The sequence below is a fragment of the Allohahella marinimesophila genome, assembly GCF_039538005.1.
In the GTDB taxonomy this organism is placed as follows: Bacteria; Pseudomonadota; Gammaproteobacteria; order Pseudomonadales; family Oleiphilaceae; genus Allohahella; species Allohahella marinimesophila.
In genome coordinates this window covers 434237-454372 of record NZ_BAABBO010000001.1, presented here as the reverse complement: position 1 = coordinate 454372, position 20136 = coordinate 434237, and the positions used below count along the sequence as shown (strand labels likewise).

Here is a 20136-nt window from a genome sequence, read left to right as displayed (position 1 = left end):
GGGCAAATAGCAGCTTTCAGGATAGGGAACCTCAGGCGTTACCAGGCTCAGCTTCACCTTCGCCGGGATGGGTGATCTTGACGTTTCGCGATGGCACTACCGTGGAGATGGCATGCTTGTACACCATCTGGCTGACAGTATTCTTCAGCAGAATGACAAATTGATCGAAGCTCTCGATCTGTCCCTGCAGTTTGATGCCGTTGACGAGAAAGATGGATACAGGAATACGTTCCTTTCGCAGCGCATTGAGATAAGGGTCTTGTAGTGACTGCCCCTTCGACATATCTATTCTCCTGGCATTCTGATTATCAATTATTGGGGATCGGCAACAAATGGTTACCTGAGCAACGCTTCGCACGCAGTATAGCCTGATATTGTCGCAGATTCTCAGAAGATTCGCTCTAGTGCCATGTTAAACCACCGATAACTTCATTTCTGCAAAAATTCGGCGACCTGTGACAGCGTCGACTGCAACATGGCTTCCCGCTCAGTCACTCCTGGTCCACTGGCCAGCACCTGTAACTCTGGCCAGCGGCGTAACCAGGTCAACTGCCGCTTTGCGAGCTGCCGGGTAGCGGCGACACCCCGCTCGCGCATCTCCTCGCGGGATGCATGGCCTGCAAGGAAGTCCCAGACCTGTGCATAACCGACGGCACGGATACTTGGCATATCAGGATGCAGGTCGCCCCTATCGAACAGGGCGGTTACCTCGTCGACCAGACCACCCTCGAGCATGAGATCGAAGCGCTGTTCGATCTGTTCATGCAGTTTCGCGCGGTCGGCAGGCATGATGCCGAACTGAAGGAAGCTGACGCAACGACCGTCCTGAAGACGGACCTCCCCGGGAGCTTGCGCCTGCCAGAATGCTGAAATTGGCCGACCGGAAATGGCATGCACTTCAAGCGCTCTGCTGAGCCGTTGGAGGTTGTTCGGATGAATGGCCTTACTGGCGACCGGGTCAATGGTGCAGAGACGCTGATACATCGCCGACCAGCCTACGCGTTCGGCGTCCGCCAGCACGCCAGCCCTGACTTCCGGCGTCGAGGCGGGCATGTCGGCCATGCCCTCTAGCAATCGCTTGAAGTAGAGACTGGTACCACCCACGAGTACCGGAAGCAGCCCTCTCCCGAGCGCGCCTTCGATCTCGACAATGGCATCCTTGCGAAATTCAGCTGCCGAATAGGCTTCAGCGGGATCCCGGATATCGATGAGCGCATGAGGAAAGCGTTCGAGTTCCTCCGGGTCGGGTTTCGCTGACCCGACGTCCATGCCCCGATAAATCATGACCGAGTCTGCACTGATGAGGTGAACGGGAAATCTCATGGCGAGCTGACAGGCTAACCAGGTCTTGCCTGAAGCTGTCGGGCCCATGATGGCGATAGCGCGAGGTTTCACAGGTTCTTCAGCACGGCAGGCGCTGCACAGGCGCAATTCTCTCGGCACGATACATCATCGAAATGCGGGTCGTCAGCGGGTGCAGCAGGCAGGCCAGCTCAGCCTGCCTGAGCAGAAATGGCTTCAGCTCGCCGTCATCCCTGAAAGCAACACTGGCGACGCTAGAATCGTGTGACTGCTCGAGCGTTTCTCGCTCGAAATAGGCTATCAGACGGCTACACAGATCTACCGGCAACAGAAACCAGGCGGCGAGCAGTTGCCTGATCTCGAGCTCGACACTGGCCGCTATTGATCTGGATTTTTCCGTGAGCTTCATCTGATCGTAGGCTTCCCAGAGTGTGATGCAGGCAACGACATACATGCTGATCGCCCTCGCAAAATCGCGGCCCGGATCCGAGGTCGCCGCATCGACGGACAACAATCGGGTGGCCTGAAGCCTGGCTTCCAGCAAAGCCACATCGGCGGCGCAACCTGCCAGTGGCACAGCATCTCGCCAGAGACAACAACGGCTATTGAGTTCTGCCATGTCCATCCATTCAGTCCAGAGCCGTGACCGCTCCGAACTGGTGAGGGCAGCGATGGATCGCTGGTGTGAGCTGCAAATGAAAACCATGGACTCTCCTGATGTTCGAATGGTCAACAAAGATCGAACAGTCATACTAGATGATAATGATTATCATTTTCAACAGTTAATCGATTAAACTTCCTCGGTGGCCACCAACCCCGCCTGACCATGCTTCTTCGCTTCGAGCTTGAGCGCCGCCTCGACGGCATTGGTCGAGGTAGTGAAACGCGCTAGCAGACTGTAGAGCACTGGTATGATGAAGAGCGTCAATGTTGTCGCGAAAAGCAGGCCACCCAGTATGACCATGCCTATGGCAGCACGACTTTCAGCACCGGCCCCGGTGGCCAGTACCAGGGGGACTGCGCCAATGATCGTGGAGATGGTCGTCATCAGAATCGGCCTGAAGCGCAGAATGCTTCCTTCGAGAATCGCCTCGGGGATGGTGCGGCCACGATCGCGCAGCTGATTGGCAAATTCGACGATGAGTATACCGTTCTTCGCCATGAGTCCCAGCAGCATGATGATGCCTATCTGACTGTAGAGATTCATGGTGATGCCTGATAACAGCAAGGCAATGAGGGCTCCGGTAACAGCGAGGGGAACGGACAGCATGATGATCATGGGGTGGACCCAGCTTTCGAACTGGGCCGCCAGCACTAGAAAAACGATGAGGAAGGCAAGTCCGAAAGTGAGATAGATCGACGCGGACGAATCAGCGAATTCCCGGCTCAGGCCCTTGAAGGAAATTCTCGCCTCAGGCGGCAGTTCATCGATCGCGAGCTGTTGAAAATAATTCAGCGCAGACCCTAGATCATAGCCCGGCGCCAGCGAACCGCTAATCACCACAGCAGGCAGTCGATCCACTCTGCGCAAATCGGGGTTGGCCCCTACTTCAGTGATATCCACAAGGGCCTGCAAGGGAATGAGCTGCCCCCCTTCACGGGGACGCAGGAATATTTCACCAAGATCCCCGGGCGAAGCCCTGTCGGCATCGGCTGCCTGCATGATCACATCGTACTCGCGACCGCCCGACAGGTAGGTCGTGACCCGTCTCGAGGCCAGCATCGTCTGCAGGGTCAGGCCAACATCCTGGATGGTGACGTCGAGATCCGCCGCCCGCTCACGATCAATATTCACCCTGAGCTCCGGTCTGGTGAGCTCAAAATCGCTTTCCAGGTTCTGCAGGCCGGGATTGTCCTTCGCAAGCTCGAGCAATTCCTCGCTCCAGCGCTGCACCGTGTCGTAGTCAGGTCCACCGAGTACGATTTCAAGCGGCTGATTGAATCCACGCTGACCCAATCCGGGGGGATTGACGGCAACAGCCCTCACCCCCGGAATCGTCGCTAACTTACCGAAAAGCTCCCTGGCTATCTCCTGTTGTTTGACATCGCGTTCTTCCCAGGGCTTCAGACGCATGATGATGAAGCCCCTGTCGGCCTCTTCGCGAAAACCGACAATGGTGAGCAGGCTTTCCGTGAGCCCTGCTTCCTGATAAGGCACCAGTAATTCTTCCACCTTACGAACATGATGATCGGTATATTCGACGGTGGCGCCACGCGGCGCACTGGTAGGCATGATGATGATGCCGCGATCTTCTGTCGGCGCCAGTTCCTGAGGAATGAGCGGAAATATCACCACACTCAGCAACAGACCAACCATGCCGAGACCTAATGTCAGACCAGGCTGGCGCAGCGCGAACTTGAGCGCTCGCTCATAGCCGCGATTCATCCCACCGAAGACCCGCTCGCTGAAAGCCCATACGCGATGGCCGTCGGCGCTGACCGGACTGTGACGCAGCCACTTGGAGCACAACATGGGTGCCAGGGTGAGCGCAACCAGACTCGAAACAATGACGGCAGCCGCCAGGGTGAAGCCGAATTCGCTGAACAGCCGTCCGACATTACCGCCCATGAACGAGATTGGGACAAAAACTGCCACAAGGGTCAGCGTGGTCGCCACTACGGCAAACGCTACTTCACGTGCACCATTGTAGGCAGCCAGCAGGGGCGGCTCTCCTTCGTCGATTCGACGCTGAATATTTTCAAGCATGACGATGGCATCATCGACCACCAGACCGATGGCAAGGATAATCGCCAGCAAGGTAAGCACATTGATTGAGAAGCCAAGGCTCCCAAGCCCTATGAAGGCGCCAATGATACTGACTGGAATGGTCACGGCGGGAATGAGCGTGGCGCGCCAGGAACGCAGAAATATGAAGATGACCAGGATGACGAGGGCCACCGAGATACCGAGCGTCACCAGCACTTCCTTGATAGACGCCCGGATAAAGACAGACTCGTCATAATTTTCAGCGATCGTCACTTCCGGCGGCAGCGTCAGACGAATTTTTTCGAGCTCCGCGCTCACCAGATCCGATACGGCGACAGTATTGGATTTGGACTGCCTGATGATGCCCAGGCCAATTGCATTTCGTGCGTTCGCGCGCAGCCTACTGGTATCGGACTCCACGCCCATCTTGACATCGGCGACCTCGCCGAGACGAAGCAACTGGTTGCCATTTCTGCGAATCACCAGTTCGCGGAACTCCTCCACCGTCGACAATCGCCCTTCAGCACGAACAGTGAAGTCGCGAGCTGTCGATTCGATAGACCCGGCAGGCAGCTCGACGTTATTGGAGCGAAGCGCCTGTTCGACTTCCGCAACCGTAATATTTCTGGATGCCAGGCGTTCACGGTCGAGCCAGATTCTGATGGCATAGCGACGCTGACCACCGATATCCACGCTCGCTACGCCATCGAGTACGGACAACCGGTCGACCAGCACGCGCTCGGCGTAGTCGCTCAACTCGGCGCTATCCCAGACCTCACTCTGCAGCGTGACCCACATCATGGGCCTGGCATCCGAGTCGGATTTGCTGACTACTGGCGGATCCGCGGCTTCAGGTAACTCAGCCAGTACGCGGGATACGGCGTCTCTGACATCGTTCGCAGCAATATCGATGTCTCGGGAGGTTTTGAACTCGATATTGGTTCGGGATTCGCCTTGCTCGGTGCTCGACTCCACCGACCTGATACCCTCAATACCGCTGATCGCCCCTTCGATAACCTGAGTGATCTGGGTATCGACGACTTCAGCAGCCGCACCGATATAGTCGGTAGCCACCGAGACAACCGGGGCATCGATATCTGGATATTCGCGCACGGGCAACCCACGCAAGGCAGCGATTCCGAACACGACGATGAGCAGACTGATGACCGTGGCGAAAACCGGCCGCTTGATCGAGACATCCGAGAGAATCACAGCGCGCTACCCGAAGCGGCTTCGGCGCCCTGTCCACCTGCCGGAACGGCATTCTTGTCGACGACGAGCGCCTCTTCATCGATCTGAATACTCACGAGGTCTCCGCTGCTGAGTCGGTCCTGACCGGTGACGACCACCTGATCGCTGGCTGAAAGACCACTACTCACTTCAACTTGCCCGGGCTCTCGCGATCCCAGCACGACTTTCTTCCGCGAGGCCGTGTCTTCATTGACAACGAAAACATAAGCATGACTGCCTTGCACCAACACCGCCTGTTCAGGAATGACAAGGCTGTCACGCCTGCGCAGGATGAGATCGACCGACATGAACAAACCTGGCTTGAGACGACCGTTCGGGTTTTCGATAAGCGCCTTGACGGGTAAGGTACGGCTCAGTTCATCGAGGCGCGAACCAAGTTCCGCAAGCTTGCCTCTGAAGGTGTCATCGGGGAAAGCCGCCGTAGTAGCCGACAAGGCCTGTCCCTGATCAACCGCGCCAAGATAGCGCTCGGGCACCGAGAAGTTCAGCTCCATAGGGCCGGTGGCATCAAGGGTGGCCACCGTGTCCCCGACATTGAGATAAGCACCCACGCTGAGGTCTCGAAGCCCTACAGTACCTGCGAAAGGCGCTTCGATGCGATGGTCGGCCAGGCGGGTCGAAGCTGCCACCTGCTGAGCCTCTGCCACCTCAAGCTGAGTTCGAAGAAGATCGAGCTGAGCCTGCGAAATGCTGTTATTGCTGCGCAGGCTTCGTGCTCTCTCGTACTGACGTCTGGCATCACGCAGATTGGCCTCGGCCACCTGCAGATCTGCACTGGCCTGCCGATCGCTCAGACGCACGAGCAACTGGCCCTTTTCGACCAGCTGCCCGGGTTCGAAATTGAGTTCGACTATGCGACCGCTGACTTCGCTGGTCAGTTCGATCTGCTGCCTCGATCTGAGCGTTCCCACGGCCGTGACCCGATCACTGACCGAGGCGGACACCGGCGTCACTACGTTGACGACCCGCGCCTGTTTCTCCCGCGTGACCGCGGCCTCCTCGGCTTTGTAAAACGTTTGAAAAACAAATACTGCCGCACCCGCAAGGAGCGTGATGAAGAGGGCGATGACCCACTGCTTTGCCATAACCTCTCCTGAGTGGGTTTATTAAACAGAGCAATAATGGCACAGATTTCGTGGGCAGCTATTTGGCATTACATCATGGTAATGGCCTAGGCGCTTCGCAAGACGCTTATTGACCGCGTAAGAACAGATTGTCCAGCGCGCTCATGCTTAACTGAACCCAGGTGGGGCGGCCGTGATTGCACTGCCCGCTACGCTCGGTGTCTTCCATGCTTCGCAGCAAGGCATTCATTTCATCGAGCGTGAGTCGACGGTTGGCGCGTACTGAGCCGTGACAGGCCATCGTCGACAAGAGACGATCACGCAGACTCTCGATGCGGCTGCTCTGCTGATACTGCACGAGATCGTCAGCCAAGCCCCTGAGCAGCTTTTCATGGTTGCCGCGGCGAAGAATGGCGGGCACCTCGCGCAGCACGATGCTGTCGGCAGACGCCAGGGTGTAAACGAGTCCAAACGCTTCGAGCTCAGTACGAAACTCGTCCAGGGCCGCTACTTCAAGACTCGACAGACGTAATGAAAATGGCACCAACAGCGCCTGCCTCGGCTGCTCTGCCTGAGCATCCGCTTTCTGCTTGAGCCCCTCGTAAATAATGCGCTCATGCGCAGCGTGCATATCGACGATCACCAGGCCCCGTGTATTCTGAGCCAGTATGAACACACCATGCACCTGCGCCAGCGCCATCCCGAGCGGAAGATTGTCACCGGCTGAGACTTGCTCGGCCACAGCACTGCCCTGATCAGGTGTGCGCAAGTTCTGGTAAAGATCGAGCCAGTCAGCCGGGCGCCCGGAAGCCACTGGCTCAGCAGTCGATCGACCAGCGTTCGATGCAGAAGCGCCGTAGGTGGAGGACGACTCCTGGCCAAACAGATGCTGGCTTGGTCTGAACATTTCAGACCTGACCGAAGCCTGGGCCTGGCGGTCATCTGCAGCAGCCACCGCCGGCTCGGCACTCTGTTCGGGCATTTCGTCCCTGTCAGCAGCCAGCCCAGCCCGGGTTTCCGCGAGCGCGCGATGAAGGCTGCGGAAGAGGAAGTCGTGAATCATCCTGGTTTCCCGGAAGCGCACTTCATGCTTGGTCGGATGAACGTTGACGTCGACCGCCGAAGGGTCAAGCTCCAGATACAGGACATACGCCGGATGCCGACCATGAAACAGTACGTCACGATAGGCCTGACGAATGGCATGGCTGACCAGCCTGTCCCTGACCACTCGACCGTTGACGAAGAAATACTGAAGATCGGCACGACTCCGGGAAAAGGTCGGTTTTGCAACCCATCCCCGCAGCGATAGTCCGGAACCATATTCATCAATCACAAGCGCGCTATCAACGAAGTCTTCGTTACACAGTTGACTGAGCCGGCGCCTGCGGGACTCTTCACAGTCTGCAGCGCGAACGGAGAACTGTGTCTTGCCATTATGCTTGAGCTCGAAAGCAATCAGTGGCCGTGACAAGGCCTGTTGCCGAAGGGCCTCATCGATATGTCCAAACTCGGTTTTTTCGGTTCGAAGGAATTTTCGGCGCGCAGGGGTGTTGTAGAACAGGTCCCTTACCTCCACCGTCGTTCCCCTGGCACGTGACGCCGGCCTTGGTTCAGCACTGCCGGAAGCCAGGCACCACGCCATTTCACCTTCATCGGTTTTTGAGGTGAGCGTGGTTCTTGCTACCGAGCTGATACTGGCGAGCGCCTCGCCACGGAAACCAAGCGTCGCCACGGCTTCCAGATCTGAAAGCTCGGCAATCTTGCTCGTGGCATGAGGCAATAGTGCCATTGGTAGATCGTCGCTGGACATCCCGATGCCATCGTCACTCACCTGAATGAGTCTGATACCCCCGTCTTCTATATCAACAGTGACCTGGCGGGCACCGGCATCCAGCGCGTTTTCAACCAGTTCCTTGACGACAGAAGCTGGCCGCTCGACGACCTCGCCAGCGGCAATCTGGTTGGCAAGAACAATACTGAGCTGTTTGATCGAAGACATGGCAAAAGCTTACAACATGAGGGATTGGTGCGTACGACGGAACTTTTCAGGGATTTTCACCAACGATCTGCAAAACTTTGCCCCAGTGCAAGTTTTTTTGCATGGATCATCGTAAGATGGCGAGCCTGACCTGCCTCGACACTGTTTATAACAGTCGCGTGCAGGTTATCAGATTCACTCAGTCTATGCGGACAACTGATCATTTGATGGTTACAGCTGATATCACCCGCGCCGGGTCTACAACAAGGAAATCTTCTCACTGCCTTGCTGCTGTCCTGCGCCTTCTGACGCTTGTTCTGGTCGGCTCACTGCTAAGCGGTTGTCCTACTATATATCTGGCTTTCGAGAAGCATGCCGGTACTTTCCTCGTGGCCGTCGACGGGCCCCAGTTCGTTCACATTCCGGATACCGAGTGGGACAGTCGCAACAATGCCATGGTCTATTTCTATCGGCCAGCCAGCCGCTGGTCACTCGAGGAAATCGACGCACCGTCCATATTCATCGATGATCGACGCTACTTCAGTATTCGTGGCAGCGGCTTTACCTGGCTGGAAATGGCGCCGGGAACACGTCGAGTTACGGTTCGGCGACCGATAGGCTTGCTGCTGGGCTTTGAGGGTATAGGCGAATTCGCTCTGAGCAAGCCAGTCGATGCCGAATTCGAAGTCGAAGCCGGAAAAGTCTATTACTTCAGATATTCAGAAATCGACAAGCCTTCGGAAGCGAATCCGGACCTTCCACCTGATAGCCTGCTGGGCGAAGGTGATCTTCAATTGGTCAGTCATGATGTGGCTTTCGAGGAAATTGTCCAGACCCGCATGATTACCAACAAGCCGCCATTGGGCAAGATCGATGCACCAAGATCCATCGTTCAGCTCAACATTCAGGACTCTTTCGAGAAGGAGCGTCAGCAACTACTGGCTCAACGCGAAGAACAACTTGCGGAATTGAAAGCCGACGGACACTGGCGTTCTGCGCCGTGGTACAAGCCTTTTGGTTCTGGGACACCAACGAAGCGGGTCAAGGCCGACAAGGCCTTGCGCGAACTTGATAAGGAAGTTGCCGAATACGAACGAGCCCAGGCGGCTTCCGAGAAAGATGACAAGAAATGGTACTGGCCCTTCTAGGCCAGGCCCACCGAAATTGAAAGCGGCCTGCATGACATCAGCAGGCCGCACACCCGAACGTTTTCCTACTTGCCCAAAAGGCTGGTCAGCATCCAGGCAGCTTCTTCGTGCGCGCCTATTCTGGATGTCAGCAAGTCAGCTGTGAACACGTCGTCATGCTTGTCAGCCTCTTCAACAGCCTTACGCATCTGCTCTGAAAGCTTGTGGTGATCCGCCGCAAGTTCCTTGATCATTTCTTCAGCACTCGGCAGGCTTGACACGTCTTTTACTACACTGCTTTCCATGTAACTGGTCAAACCGACAGGCGTGGGAAAGCCAAGGGCTCTGACTCGCTCGGCGATCTCATCGATGGCTGCGGCAATGTCTTGATATTGCTCATCCGTCAACTTGTGGACGGCATAGAACAGTGGACCTACGACATTCCAGTGGTATGCGTGGATCTTGTGATAGAGCACGTATGAGGTCGCGAGCACTTCGCCGAGACGCTTGCTGAGTGCCTTTCTTTCATCGCGATTTACCGCACTCTTGATTTCTGTTTCTTTAGTAGCCTGTTTAGCCATTGGATTCTCCTGTTGTGATGTTTTGGCCTTGAAGAGCCAATTAAAAGACCTGTGTAGCTATACGCAGGCTTCAGCAGGAGATATCACCGCAAACACTTGAGTTTCAGTCCTGAACCGCAAGCGCCGGCGCATTATCCAGTTTTTCCATTGTAGAGGCTTTCAGAGGATTGAGAGATTCTTTCCCCTTTCGAATTTCGAAGTGAAGATTGTTGCTGGTTGCCAGACCACTGCGTCCGACTTCACCTATTTTTTCGCCCTGTTGCACGCGTGATCCTGGCTTCAGACGGCCATTGATTTCGGACAGATGCGCGTAGATTGTCTCCATACCGTTCGCATGAGACAGCCGAACTACACGACCGAAGCCGCCCTCACGTCCGGCGAGGGTCACCCTGCCCGCCGCTACTGCGAACACGTCATCACCGCGGTTGGCGGCAAAATCGACACCCTTGTGCATCATCCAGCCGGCCAGTACTGGATGCTTTCGACGACCAAAGGCCGATGAAAGACGCGCGTCATGAACCGGCAAGAAGAGCGACAGCACTATTTTTCCGTTCTTGCTGATGACCAGTTTCTGCTCGTCGCCTTCGCCAATGCGATTGACTTCAAACAGACCCTTGCTGGTCTGCACACTGGCTGCATTGATCGCTCTCGGTATGCGCTTGCGCTGTCCACCGTAGGTATAGATGGCCTCTTCGTAGCGAAGGCTGATGTCCTCGCCGCCGGCAAAATCACGCTTGAAGTCTACCTGAGACTCGAGCGTTTCAGACAGCTCGAGGATGACTTCAGGCGAGACCCCGGCCTCGACGGCCGAGTCAATGACGCTACCCGAAACGGTAAACTCCACGGATACAGTGCGTATCTGCGGCACCAGCTGGGCATACTGGGATACCGTAGAATCATTGACGAGCGTCGCTTCCGCCATACCAGCGAAACCGAGGTCGAGCAGTACACGATAGGATGCGGAAGTGCTAGAGGCTGATTTACCACCCACACCGTCGATATTTTTTTCGACCTGGACGATCTGACCAGGCTTGATCGACTTGAGATCCAGATGCTGTGCAAGCGCCTGGTTGACCTTGTATGCCTGCTGCCCGCTCATACCAGCTGCATTAAGCGCCTTGGCAAGTGTATCGCCGGACTTTATTTCATAGCTGAAACGCTCTGCAGCGAAGGCTGTATTCGAAGTCGGCACGGCCAGCATAAGGGCTGTAAGGCCCAGACCACGGAGAAGGCGGCGAAGCGGGCTGGGCTGGGGCAGGCTCTGCGTGGCCCGAGGAAGATGGTCTCTCATGTGTATAGTCTAGTTCCATTTGAATGATATGGCTTGGCCGATGACTACAGTCAATATAGTCCCAAAATGGAGGCAAGCGCCCGAGCATTGAGCTGAAAACATGAACAAGTGGTTAGATGATCTGGCGCCGTCCCGGCCAAAAGCTCTGGCCGGCGCCACGATCAGGACGATGGGATTTGTAACACCTGCCCCACCAGTAAGCGTGAACTGTTGAGTTTGTTCAGGCGCATCAGTTCCTCGATACTGCTATTGGTTTCCACGGCTATCCGGCTGAGTGTGTCCCCCTGCCGAATCGTACGGGTCAGCGAAGCCTGAGCGCTTCCCGACCGTCCTGATGGCATGCTCTCGGTTTCACGCGCCCGTTCTGCGGCAATGAAAGCTGCGGGATTCTTCTGATATGCCAGGAGACTGCCCGGCGGCGGTGTGGACCAGAAATAGTCATGTACACCTTTCGCAATCGCTGCAGCGATTCTCTGCTGGTAGGCCGGCGTGTTCAGGCGGCTGGATTCGGCTGGATTGGATATAAACCCGGTCTCGACAAGCAGTGAAGGAATATCCGGGTTCTTCAGAACGACGAAGCCAGCCTGCTCAACACTCCGCTTGTGCAGCTTTGCAAATGAACCGAGCGACTTGAGTATATTGCCACCTGCGTGCACGCTGGCCTTCATGCTGGCGGTCATGGAAAGATCCAGCAGCACACCGGCCAGAATGGCGTCCTTGTCACCAAGGGTCACACTGCCGGTACCCCCGATCAGATCGCTCGAATTTTCCTTCGCAGCCAGCCAGCGGGCGGTTTCACTGGTCGCACCGCTTTTCGACAACGCATATACCGATGCGCCGTGGGCGCGGCGATCATTAAATGCATCGGCGTGCACTGAAATCAGAATGTCCGCATTATGCCGTCTTGCAATCTCCGTGCGTGTGCGCAAGGGAATAAATGTGTCGTCGCTCCTCGTCAACTGGGCGGTATAGCCAGGCTGGTCATTGAGAAGCCGCTGCAACTGACGTGAAATTTTCAGGACGACGTCCTTCTCGCGCACCCTGTTTGAACCGATTGCGCCAGGATCCTTGCCACCATGTCCCGGATCGATGACCACCACGATATCCCGCTTTTCCAGCCCAGGCGCTTCGAGCGCTGCGGCGGTGGTAGAACTGTCGCCTAGGCCGCCCTGCCGCGCCACGGTATTCTGTGCACGAGCTTCTCGTGTAGCTGTCGAAATGACCTTGTCAGCCGCGCGGGGAATATCGATAACGAGCCGGTGCCCGAACTCTCCTTCGGGCCCCAGCACGAAACTCCGCGCCTTGGCGGTATGGCTCAGTTCCAGCACGATGCGCAAGTCCTTGTTGCTTCGCACAGCACTGCGCAGACTATTGATTGGTGTGCCAGTAAAGTCGAGTGACTCCGGGTCGACCTTCAGCCTTGAGTTGGCAAGATCGATCACTAGCCGGCTAGGCTTCTGAAGTTCAAACACGTTATGCACTGTGGAAGAATCGAGGTCGAGGACGATTCTCGAGGCGCTGCTGCCCGCCCAAATTCTGATGTTTTCGACTTCGGCCGCCATTGCATTGAACGACACGATAACGAGCGAAAACAGTATGACCAGGCACCGGTTCGACATGCGTTCAAAGCGATGCGTCTTGCGCCCGGCATGCCTATTGAATGGCGACATCAGTGTGTTCCTGTAAGGTTTGTGCAATATCGAAGGCCAGTGTATCAGTCGCCTCGACCAATGTAACAGTGCGATGGCTGCCATCGAAACTGAAGTAGAGGCTGAGGTCAGCTTGCGGCAGCACGTGTTCACCTCGTTCCGGCCATTCAACGATGTTCAGCTGAGGTGGCTGAATCTCGCCAAATTCCGAGTTCCGTGTTGGCACCACGAAGTAGTCCCTGATACCCATATACTCGAGTTCCTCAGGATCATCCAGTCGGTAAAGATCGAAATGATTGATGCTGCTGCTCGTCATCTCATAGGTCTCCACCAGAGTGTAGGTTGGGCTTTTGACCTTCCCGCTGAAGCCGAGATGCCACAGCAAATGCTGGGAGAAGGTCGTCTTGCCACTGCCGAGGTCTCCTTTGAGATAGACGGTCAGCAGACCGGTCTGACTCATCCTGGTCTGAAACTTTTCGGCACAGACAGCCGCAAACGTGTCGAGTGCTGCCAGCGTTGTTATATTCGCCATCATAAAGCCTGCACCACTCGACTCGCAGTGACAGCTGCCTCGTGAGTTTGCGCCTGCAGCGCTTCGACGGCTTCAAGCTGAAGATGTAATGCCCGTACTGCGGCCTGCCAGGCTGGCAGGCCCTGCGCCATTTGCGCCACAAGGAGACCTGTCAGCACATCACCCATGCCCCCGCTGGCCAGCGCTGGATGCGCCGAGGCCACCACAGCGACTCTGATACGGTCGCTGTCATCATCAGGCCAAGCCACCAGACCGCCTGCGCCCTTGAGCAGCACACAGCAGCCGTAGGCCCGGCTCAGGCGGCTTACGGACTCAAAGCGATCGGCGTTGATGCTGGCTGCAGTTGAAGTCGTGTCCGAATCTACCGCATTCATCAAGGTGGCTGCTTCCCCAGGATGCGGCGTAAGACAGAACCTGGACCCAAGCCTCCGAGGTTCCTTTGCCAACAGATTAAGGGCGTCGGCATCGACCACGCAGGGTACCGCCCTGTTCTGGACCATGCCGAGCACGGTTTGCCAGCACATCTGCCCCCACGGCTGACGGCCAAGTCCGGGACCAATCGCCACAGCCGTGGCGACTTCGAGCAATTCACTGAGCTCTGATCGGTTCTCGACGCCGCGCCACATGATTTCGGGCGATCGGGTCAGCCCGGCCGTCACATGAGCACTTCGTGTCGCGCTCATGACGACACCAGCGCCGCCGCGTGAGCAGCTTTCAGCGGCCAGCAAAATGGCGCCACCCATGCCTTCGTCGCCACCCGCGCAGAGCACCTTTCCGAAATTACCCTTGTGCGACACCGGTGAACGCTGAGCCAGATAGGCTAGCGCCTCACCCCGACCCACGAGCATGACATCCGTGGCGTCGGCGTCAGTCTCTGCTTCGAACCCTAGAGGCTCGAGATGTAATTCGCCCACGAATCCCGCCGCCTGATGGGTCACCAGCCCTTTTTTCAGAGCTATGAAGGTGCAGGTGAGATCCGCACACACAGCCGCATCCACTACGCTGCCGAGTTCGCAGTCAAGGCCCGAAGGACAATCAACCGCGAACACTGGTTTGTCGCTATCGTTGATCAGTTTGATGATCTCAGGACCTGGTGATCTGAGCTCGCCTGTCAGGCCGATACCGAAGAGCGCATCGACAATGAGCTCTCCACTCAGTTCTGGCGGTGCCTGTTTCTTGAACAGCACTTCCTCGAAGTCGGCGACATGCCCTTCGCCCTGGAGGTTACTCTGCAGATCGCGGAACGCTTCACTACGCTCACGTAGCTCAGCGTGGGCGTCATTCAGGCTATCGACATCAAGGCCGTATACCAGCTGTACCGACAGTCCATGCTGAAGCGCCAGTCGAGCCATTACCAGTCCGTCGCCGCCATTGTTACCGCCACCGACAACGATACTGAGACGCTTGCAATCCGGCCAACGCTTGCGAAGCAAGCGGAAGGCGGCCCTCGCTGCCATTTGCATCAGGGCGAAGTCACCATGTTGCTCGCACAGCCGGGCATCGATGTCGCGCAGCTGCGCGATTCCGTACACTGGTAAGGGCTGGCCGAAAGATCGACCAGCTGAATTTGCCCGACTATAGATTTTCATGGATGCTCTTATATGTGCCCAGTCATACATTTCAAGTCAGAAACGACATGAATATAAACCGCTATGCTTATGTAAAGCATAACAAAGCCCAAGAGAAAGTACAGAATACAACCAGATGACTGACAATAGCGGGGCAAGCCCTGCCAACCCTCGTCTCATGCATGAATTGCGCAAACTGCTTGATGTCTGGGCCAATGAGCTGGGTTTTCAACAACTTGGTGTTTCCGACATTAGTCTGGGCGAGCATCCTCAAGCACTTCGACGCTGGCTCGACAAGGGTTATCACGGGCAGATGTCTTACATGGCTGAGCGGGCTGCAATGCGAGCCGCGCCAGAAACCCTGTTCGAAAACGCAGCCAGCATCATCTCGGTACGAATGGATTTCTGGCCAGCCAGTCGACCCAGGAAAGGCCTCTCGAGCGCTCTTGATGACGGGGACACCGCCTATGTGGCGAGCTATGCGCTTGGACGGGATTACCACAAGCTGATGCGTTCCCGTCTGAAGAAGCTTGGCGAGCGCATACGTGAATTTGCTGGCAGTCACGACATGCGGCCGTTCGTCGATAGCGCCCCCGTACTCGAACGCGGTGTCGCACAACAGGCCGGGCTCGGCTGGATTGGCAAGAACACCATGCTGATCAACCCGTCTGCGGGCTCACATTTCTTCCTTGGCGAGCTATTCACCAGCCTGCCATTACCCGCCGACAAGCCATTTACCGAAAAACACTGTGGTAGCTGCCGTGCCTGTCTCGATATCTGCCCGACTTCGGCCTTTCCCGAGCCCGGTGTTCTCGATGCCCGCCGATGTATTTCCTATCTCACCATCGAGCATCGTGGCAGTATCGATGAGTCGTTGCGGCCGCTCATGGGTAATCGCGTGTTTGGCTGCGATGACTGTCAGGCCATCTGCCCCTGGAACAAGTTTGCCCGTTTTACCGACGAGGCAGACTTTCATCCGCGCCAGCAGATCAGCGACCGAAAGATGATTGAACTCTTCGGTTGGTCCGAGGAGGTGTTCCTCAAGCAGACAGAGGGTTCAGCGATCAGGCGAACAGGCTACGAAAGCTGGCTGAGGAACCTCGCGATCGGCCTTGGCAATGCACTGGCGGGACGCGGCGTACCCCGCAAGTCAGAGCCGACAATTGACGGTGAAGCCATTCGCGCCGCCCTTCTGGCACGACTGGACAGCGAGTCGGCTGTCGTGCGTGAACACGTTCGCTGGGCGCTCAGTCAGCAAAGTCCAGCCTGATAAAGTGTTCCCGATACCAGGCCAACTCGGCAATCGACTCGCGGATGTCGTCGAGGGCCGCATGGGTATTCCGTTTTGTGAAGCCTTTGAGTATGTCGGGGCGCCAGCGGCTGGCCAGTTCCTTGAGCGTGCTGACGTCAAGATTGCGATAGTGAAAGTAATCTTCAAGCGCCGGCATATAGTTGGCTAGAAAACGCCGGTCCTGACAGATGCTGTTTCCACACATCGGCGAGCCACCTTTTTCGACGTGACGTGACATGAATTCGATCATCGCCTGTTCCGCTGCGGTTTCGGTGAGGCGACTCTTGCGTACTCGCTCAGTAAGCCCGTTCTGACCATGGGTACGCTGGCACCATTCATCCATGCCATCAAGGATGGCATCACTCTGATGCACGACCAGGACCTCACTTTCCTCGATAATCTCCAGCCGTGAGTTGGTAACGATGGCCGCCATTTCAATGATCCGGTCATTAGCGGGGTCGAGCCCTGTCATTTCCAGATCGATCCACACCAGCAGCTTTTCACCACTCTTGCCCTGTGCCGCCTGTTCCTTTGCCATACGCTTGCCCCTGATAGGAAAAAATTGATCTGTAGTCGATAAGCGCTTTCACAACGCTTTCACTGATTGGGGTATAGTGGCTGCAATCGACAGGAATGCCAACCCGCTTGGTGTGACTGGGAGTAATGCTAGCGACCCGGAGTGTGATTTGTCGAAACGTAGACTGACAGTACAGCAGAAGCGCCGCATTGATGGGCGCCAGCAGCAGCACGGCAACCTGCAGAGTAAAGGTGACAGGGTCAGCGATGACAGTCTCGAGGAGCCACGGGAAGGGCTTATCGTGAGTAATCATGGCCAGAAGCTGCTCGTCGCCGAGCTTGAATCCGATAGCGATGGCGTGGAGCATCCGGTGCTCGACATCTCGCGCATGTATCGCTGTCATGCCCGCAGTAACCTCCCCCCCGTAGTCGCAGGCGATCGGGTGGTGTTCCAGATCGAACGCAAGCCAGCCACCGAGAAACTTACCGGCGTGGTGAGTGCGCTCATGGATCGTCGAAGCCTGCTATCGAGACCGGACAAGTTCGGACGTCTCAAGCCAGTCGCTGCTAATGTGGACAGGATCTGTGTCGTTGTCGCGCCCTTGCCCGAGCCACACTTTAACCTCACCGACCGCTATATCGTGGCCGCCGAACTGTCTGGCGCTGCGCCATTGATCATATTCAACAAGGCCGATCTGGTCGCCAACGATCCGTCGTCACGTGTGCATGAAATGCGCGAGCTGTATACCTCCTTGGGCTACGACTGCATCCTGGTGTCCGCCAAGTCTGAAACCGGGACGGGTGAATTGCTGGAGTTGCTCGATGGCACAACGGCGATTCTCTGCGGCCAATCCGGCGTGGGCAAGAGTGCCCTGGCAAAACTGCTGATCGATGACCAGGAGGCCAGCGAGATTGCGATAGGTGCGCTATCAGAGGCTGTCGTCAAAGGTCGGCATACCACGACAGCTGCCCGCCTCTATCGCCTGAAAGCAGGAGATGGCTTTCTCATCGACTCGCCAGGGGTTCGTGAGTTTGGTCTCTGGCATCTTGAACAGGCCGATCTCACGCATGGCTTCGTTGAGTTCCGCCCCTTTCTCGGCCAATGTCGTTTCAGTGACTGCAGTCATACCCACGAGCCTGACTGCGCCATACTGCTGGCCCTCGAGGAAGGCCATATCGACCCGCGTCGCTGGCAGAGCTATCGCGCGACCGCCGACTCACTCGATATGTTCGAGATTCGTACCGAGGTCTGACAGCGAGCGGCGGCTCATTCTATAACTCAGCCTTACCAGACTAGATTATCTGCCGCAGGTTTTGCTGGTGCTGGCTTGGCGTCCGCCGGTACCTGCTCTGGTTCTTCCCGAGTGACTCCACGCTCATCCAGTTTCTGCATGATGTCGTCCATCGATCGTGCGGCGGCACTATCGACGCTGTCGGGTTTTGCAACCGGCGGCGGCACTCGCACCGGGGCGGGAACGATCTGGTCCTCACCTGGATTGACCTGCTCGGCATCTTCCATGATCAGCGCGGCGCGCCTGTTGAGCACGAGAATCGTGATGCGACGATTGATGGGGTTGAATGGTTCCGAACTGTCGTACAGCGAGGACGATGCCAGGCCTACCACTCTTGAAATGTGATCTTCCGGGAGCCCTCCCTCGACAAGCGCCCGGCGAGCGGCATTGGCCCGGTCTGACGACAATTCCCAGTTTGAGTAACCCGCAAAGCCTGGAAAGGGTCTCGCATCAGTGTGACCGGAGACGACAAGCTTGTTGTCCACCCGGGAAATCGTTGGCGCCAGTTCGTTGATGATTTCGCGCGAATACTCTTTCAGTTCAGCGGAGCCGGTATCGAACATCGGCCTGCCCTGCTTGTCGACAATCTGAATGCGCAGGCCTTCATCGGTGATATCCAGTTTGAGTTGGTCACGGTATTCGCGGAGGGTCGGGCTACGCTCAATCTGCTCGAGAATCACATTCATCAAAGAGCGCAGCTTGCGTTGCTCCACCTGATCTACGATGTCCTGGGCCTGGCTTTCCTCGAGCTTGATTTCAGGCTGGCTGATGGGAATGGAGTCGGGGTCATCGACGACTTTTATCGAGACAGCCCCACCGAGATCAATGACCGAAGGACTACCCCCCTCTGTGAAGCCGATTGGATCCTCAAAGTAACCGGCGATCGCCTGTTTTTCTTCCGTAGTCGCCGACTGGCTGAGCCAGAGCACCAGAAAAAAAGCCATCATCGCGACTGCAAAGTCGGCGAAGGCCACCTTCCAGGCACCACCGTGCGGCTTGCCTTTCTTGACGATTCGCCGAACGATAATCGGCTGGGCCTGATTCAGCGTTTTCATCTGGCTTTGACGTGGTCGTTCAATTCCTGAAAGCTTGGCCGGACACCGGAGTCGAGTGTTTTACGCCCAAATTCGATAGCGATCTGCGGAGCCTGGCCACCGAGAAAGGCCAGAATGCTCATCTTGGTGCACTCGTAAGCCTTGATCTCTGCATCTGCCAGAGAGTGTATGGCACCGGAGAGTGGGCCGACGAATCCATAGGCCGCAAGAATACCGATGAACGTGCCTACCAGTGCTGCCGCGACGTGGAGACCAAGCTCCTCAGGCGGACCGCCCAGCGACTTCATGGTAATAACGATGCCGAGAACGGCGGCAACAATGCCGAAGCCTGGCAAGCCATCAGCAATGGCATGGACAGCGTCCCCTGGTTTCTCCAGTTCGTGCTGTCTGGTGCCGATCTCCATATCGATGAGCCCCTCGAGTTCATGGGCCGCCATATTCCCGGACGCGACGATGCGGAAATAGTCGCAGATGAAATCCCGCAGCTTCGGCTGGCTCTGGATCGAAGGATATTTGTTGAACAGATCACTGTCGTCAGGCTCATCGACATCGGCTTCGATGGCCATGATACCGGCCTTGCGTGACTTGTCGAAGAGTTCGAACAGCAGGGTCAGCAGGTCGAGGTAGAGCTGCCGGTTGAAGCGGCTGCCAACAATGACCGTCTTGATCGAGGCACCAACAGTCTTCATTGTCTTGGCGGAATTGGCGATCATGAACGCGCCCAGGGCCGCGCCAAAGATGATCACCAGCTCAAACGGCTGCCACAGGGCTGCCAGCTCCCCGTGGGAAAGCACGTAGCCCCCGAGAACACTGGCAAGAACAACTATCGAACCGATCAGAAGCAACATGGCAAATTTGTCAGGTTGGGATATGCTTGGATAAGAACAAGTTAAGTAGATGATCGCTTAATACACAACTGTCAGGAGAGTTGT

17 protein-coding genes are annotated in these 20136 nt (G+C 56.5%); 3 read left to right on the top strand and 14 right to left on the bottom strand.

Annotation, left to right across the window (positions count from 1 at the left end; all coding sequences use genetic code 11):
- Positions 1-31 precede the first annotated feature (31 nt).
- The 6 genes from hfq to mutL all read right to left on the bottom strand — a co-directional run bounded on the left by hfq (position 32) and on the right by mutL (position 8323).
- Complete coding sequence (gene hfq / locus ABD735_RS02015; protein ID WP_344802765.1) at positions 32-283, bottom strand: RNA chaperone Hfq; 252 nt, start codon at positions 281-283, stop codon at positions 32-34.
- 146 nt (positions 284-429) lie between these two features.
- On the bottom strand, positions 430-1395 hold the full coding sequence (gene miaA, locus ABD735_RS02010) for a tRNA (adenosine(37)-N6)-dimethylallyltransferase MiaA (protein ID WP_344802763.1): 966 nt from the start codon (positions 1393-1395) through the stop codon (positions 430-432).
- Positions 1396-1402: 7 nt separating this feature from the next.
- A complete protein-coding gene (locus tag ABD735_RS02005; protein WP_344802761.1) occupies positions 1403-2008 on the bottom strand; it encodes a hypothetical protein in 606 nt (201 codons plus the stop codon).
- An 84-nt stretch (positions 2009-2092) separates the two neighbouring features.
- On the bottom strand, positions 2093-5221 hold the full coding sequence (locus ABD735_RS02000) for an efflux RND transporter permease subunit (RefSeq protein WP_344802759.1): 3129 nt from the start codon (positions 5219-5221) through the stop codon (positions 2093-2095).
- Entirely contained in the window at positions 5218-6345 is a 1128-nt protein-coding gene (locus ABD735_RS01995; protein WP_344802757.1) for an efflux RND transporter periplasmic adaptor subunit, read from the bottom strand. Before ABD735_RS01995 ends, ABD735_RS02000 begins: the two co-directional genes overlap by 4 nt.
- Before the next feature lie 106 nt (positions 6346-6451).
- Positions 6452-8323 (bottom strand): DNA mismatch repair endonuclease MutL, encoded by a 1872-nt coding sequence (gene mutL, locus ABD735_RS01990; RefSeq protein ID WP_344802755.1) that lies wholly within the window; start codon positions 8321-8323, stop codon positions 6452-6454.
- 206 nt (positions 8324-8529) lie between these two features.
- Between mutL and ABD735_RS01985 the strand changes: the two genes are divergently transcribed.
- On the top strand, positions 8530-9450 hold the full coding sequence (locus tag ABD735_RS01985; protein WP_344802753.1) for a DUF2846 domain-containing protein: 921 nt from the start codon (positions 8530-8532) through the stop codon (positions 9448-9450).
- Between the two features lie 65 nt (positions 9451-9515).
- Here the strand turns inward: ABD735_RS01985 and ABD735_RS01980 are convergent, their stop codons facing one another.
- The 5 genes from ABD735_RS01980 to ABD735_RS01960 form a co-directional block, all read right to left on the bottom strand.
- A complete protein-coding gene (locus ABD735_RS01980) occupies positions 9516-10010 on the bottom strand; it encodes a Dps family protein (protein ID WP_344802751.1) in 495 nt (164 codons plus the stop codon).
- Positions 10011-10113: 103 nt separating this feature from the next.
- On the bottom strand, positions 10114-11301 hold the full coding sequence (locus ABD735_RS01975; RefSeq protein ID WP_344802749.1) for a M23 family metallopeptidase: 1188 nt from the start codon (positions 11299-11301) through the stop codon (positions 10114-10116).
- Between the two features lie 161 nt (positions 11302-11462).
- Complete coding sequence (locus ABD735_RS01970; protein WP_344802747.1) at positions 11463-12971, bottom strand: N-acetylmuramoyl-L-alanine amidase; 1509 nt, start codon at positions 12969-12971, stop codon at positions 11463-11465.
- Positions 12955-13485, bottom strand: a complete 531-nt coding sequence (gene tsaE / locus ABD735_RS01965) for a tRNA (adenosine(37)-N6)-threonylcarbamoyltransferase complex ATPase subunit type 1 TsaE (protein ID WP_344802744.1) — start codon at positions 13483-13485, stop codon at positions 12955-12957. The genes ABD735_RS01970 and tsaE overlap by 17 nt, the downstream gene beginning before the upstream one ends.
- Entirely contained in the window at positions 13482-15071 is a 1590-nt protein-coding gene (locus ABD735_RS01960; RefSeq protein ID WP_344802742.1) for an NAD(P)H-hydrate dehydratase, read from the bottom strand. Before ABD735_RS01960 ends, tsaE begins: the two co-directional genes overlap by 4 nt.
- A gap of 115 nt (positions 15072-15186) precedes the next feature.
- Here ABD735_RS01960 and queG point away from each other — a divergent pair, with 115 nt between their 5' ends.
- The gene (queG, locus tag ABD735_RS01955) at positions 15187-16320 is read left to right on the top strand and encodes a tRNA epoxyqueuosine(34) reductase QueG (protein ID WP_344802740.1); all 1134 of its coding nucleotides are present in this window, start codon (positions 15187-15189) and stop codon (positions 16318-16320) included.
- Here queG and orn read toward each other — a convergent pair.
- Complete coding sequence (gene orn / locus ABD735_RS01950; RefSeq protein ID WP_344802738.1) at positions 16298-16879, bottom strand: oligoribonuclease; 582 nt, start codon at positions 16877-16879, stop codon at positions 16298-16300. The genes queG and orn overlap by 23 nt on opposite strands.
- 148 nt (positions 16880-17027) lie before the next feature.
- Here orn and rsgA point away from each other — a divergent pair, with 148 nt between their 5' ends.
- Positions 17028-18110, top strand: a complete 1083-nt coding sequence (gene rsgA, locus ABD735_RS01945; RefSeq protein ID WP_344802736.1) for a small ribosomal subunit biogenesis GTPase RsgA — start codon at positions 17028-17030, stop codon at positions 18108-18110.
- Between the two features lie 32 nt (positions 18111-18142).
- On the opposite strand, the gene motB is transcribed toward rsgA, so the two are convergent.
- Complete coding sequence (motB, locus tag ABD735_RS01940; RefSeq protein ID WP_344802734.1) at positions 18143-19204, bottom strand: flagellar motor protein MotB; 1062 nt, start codon at positions 19202-19204, stop codon at positions 18143-18145.
- A complete protein-coding gene (gene motA, locus ABD735_RS01935) occupies positions 19201-20052 on the bottom strand; it encodes a flagellar motor stator protein MotA (protein WP_344802732.1) in 852 nt (283 codons plus the stop codon). The genes motB and motA overlap by 4 nt, the downstream gene beginning before the upstream one ends.
- Positions 20053-20136: the final 84 nt, after the last annotated feature.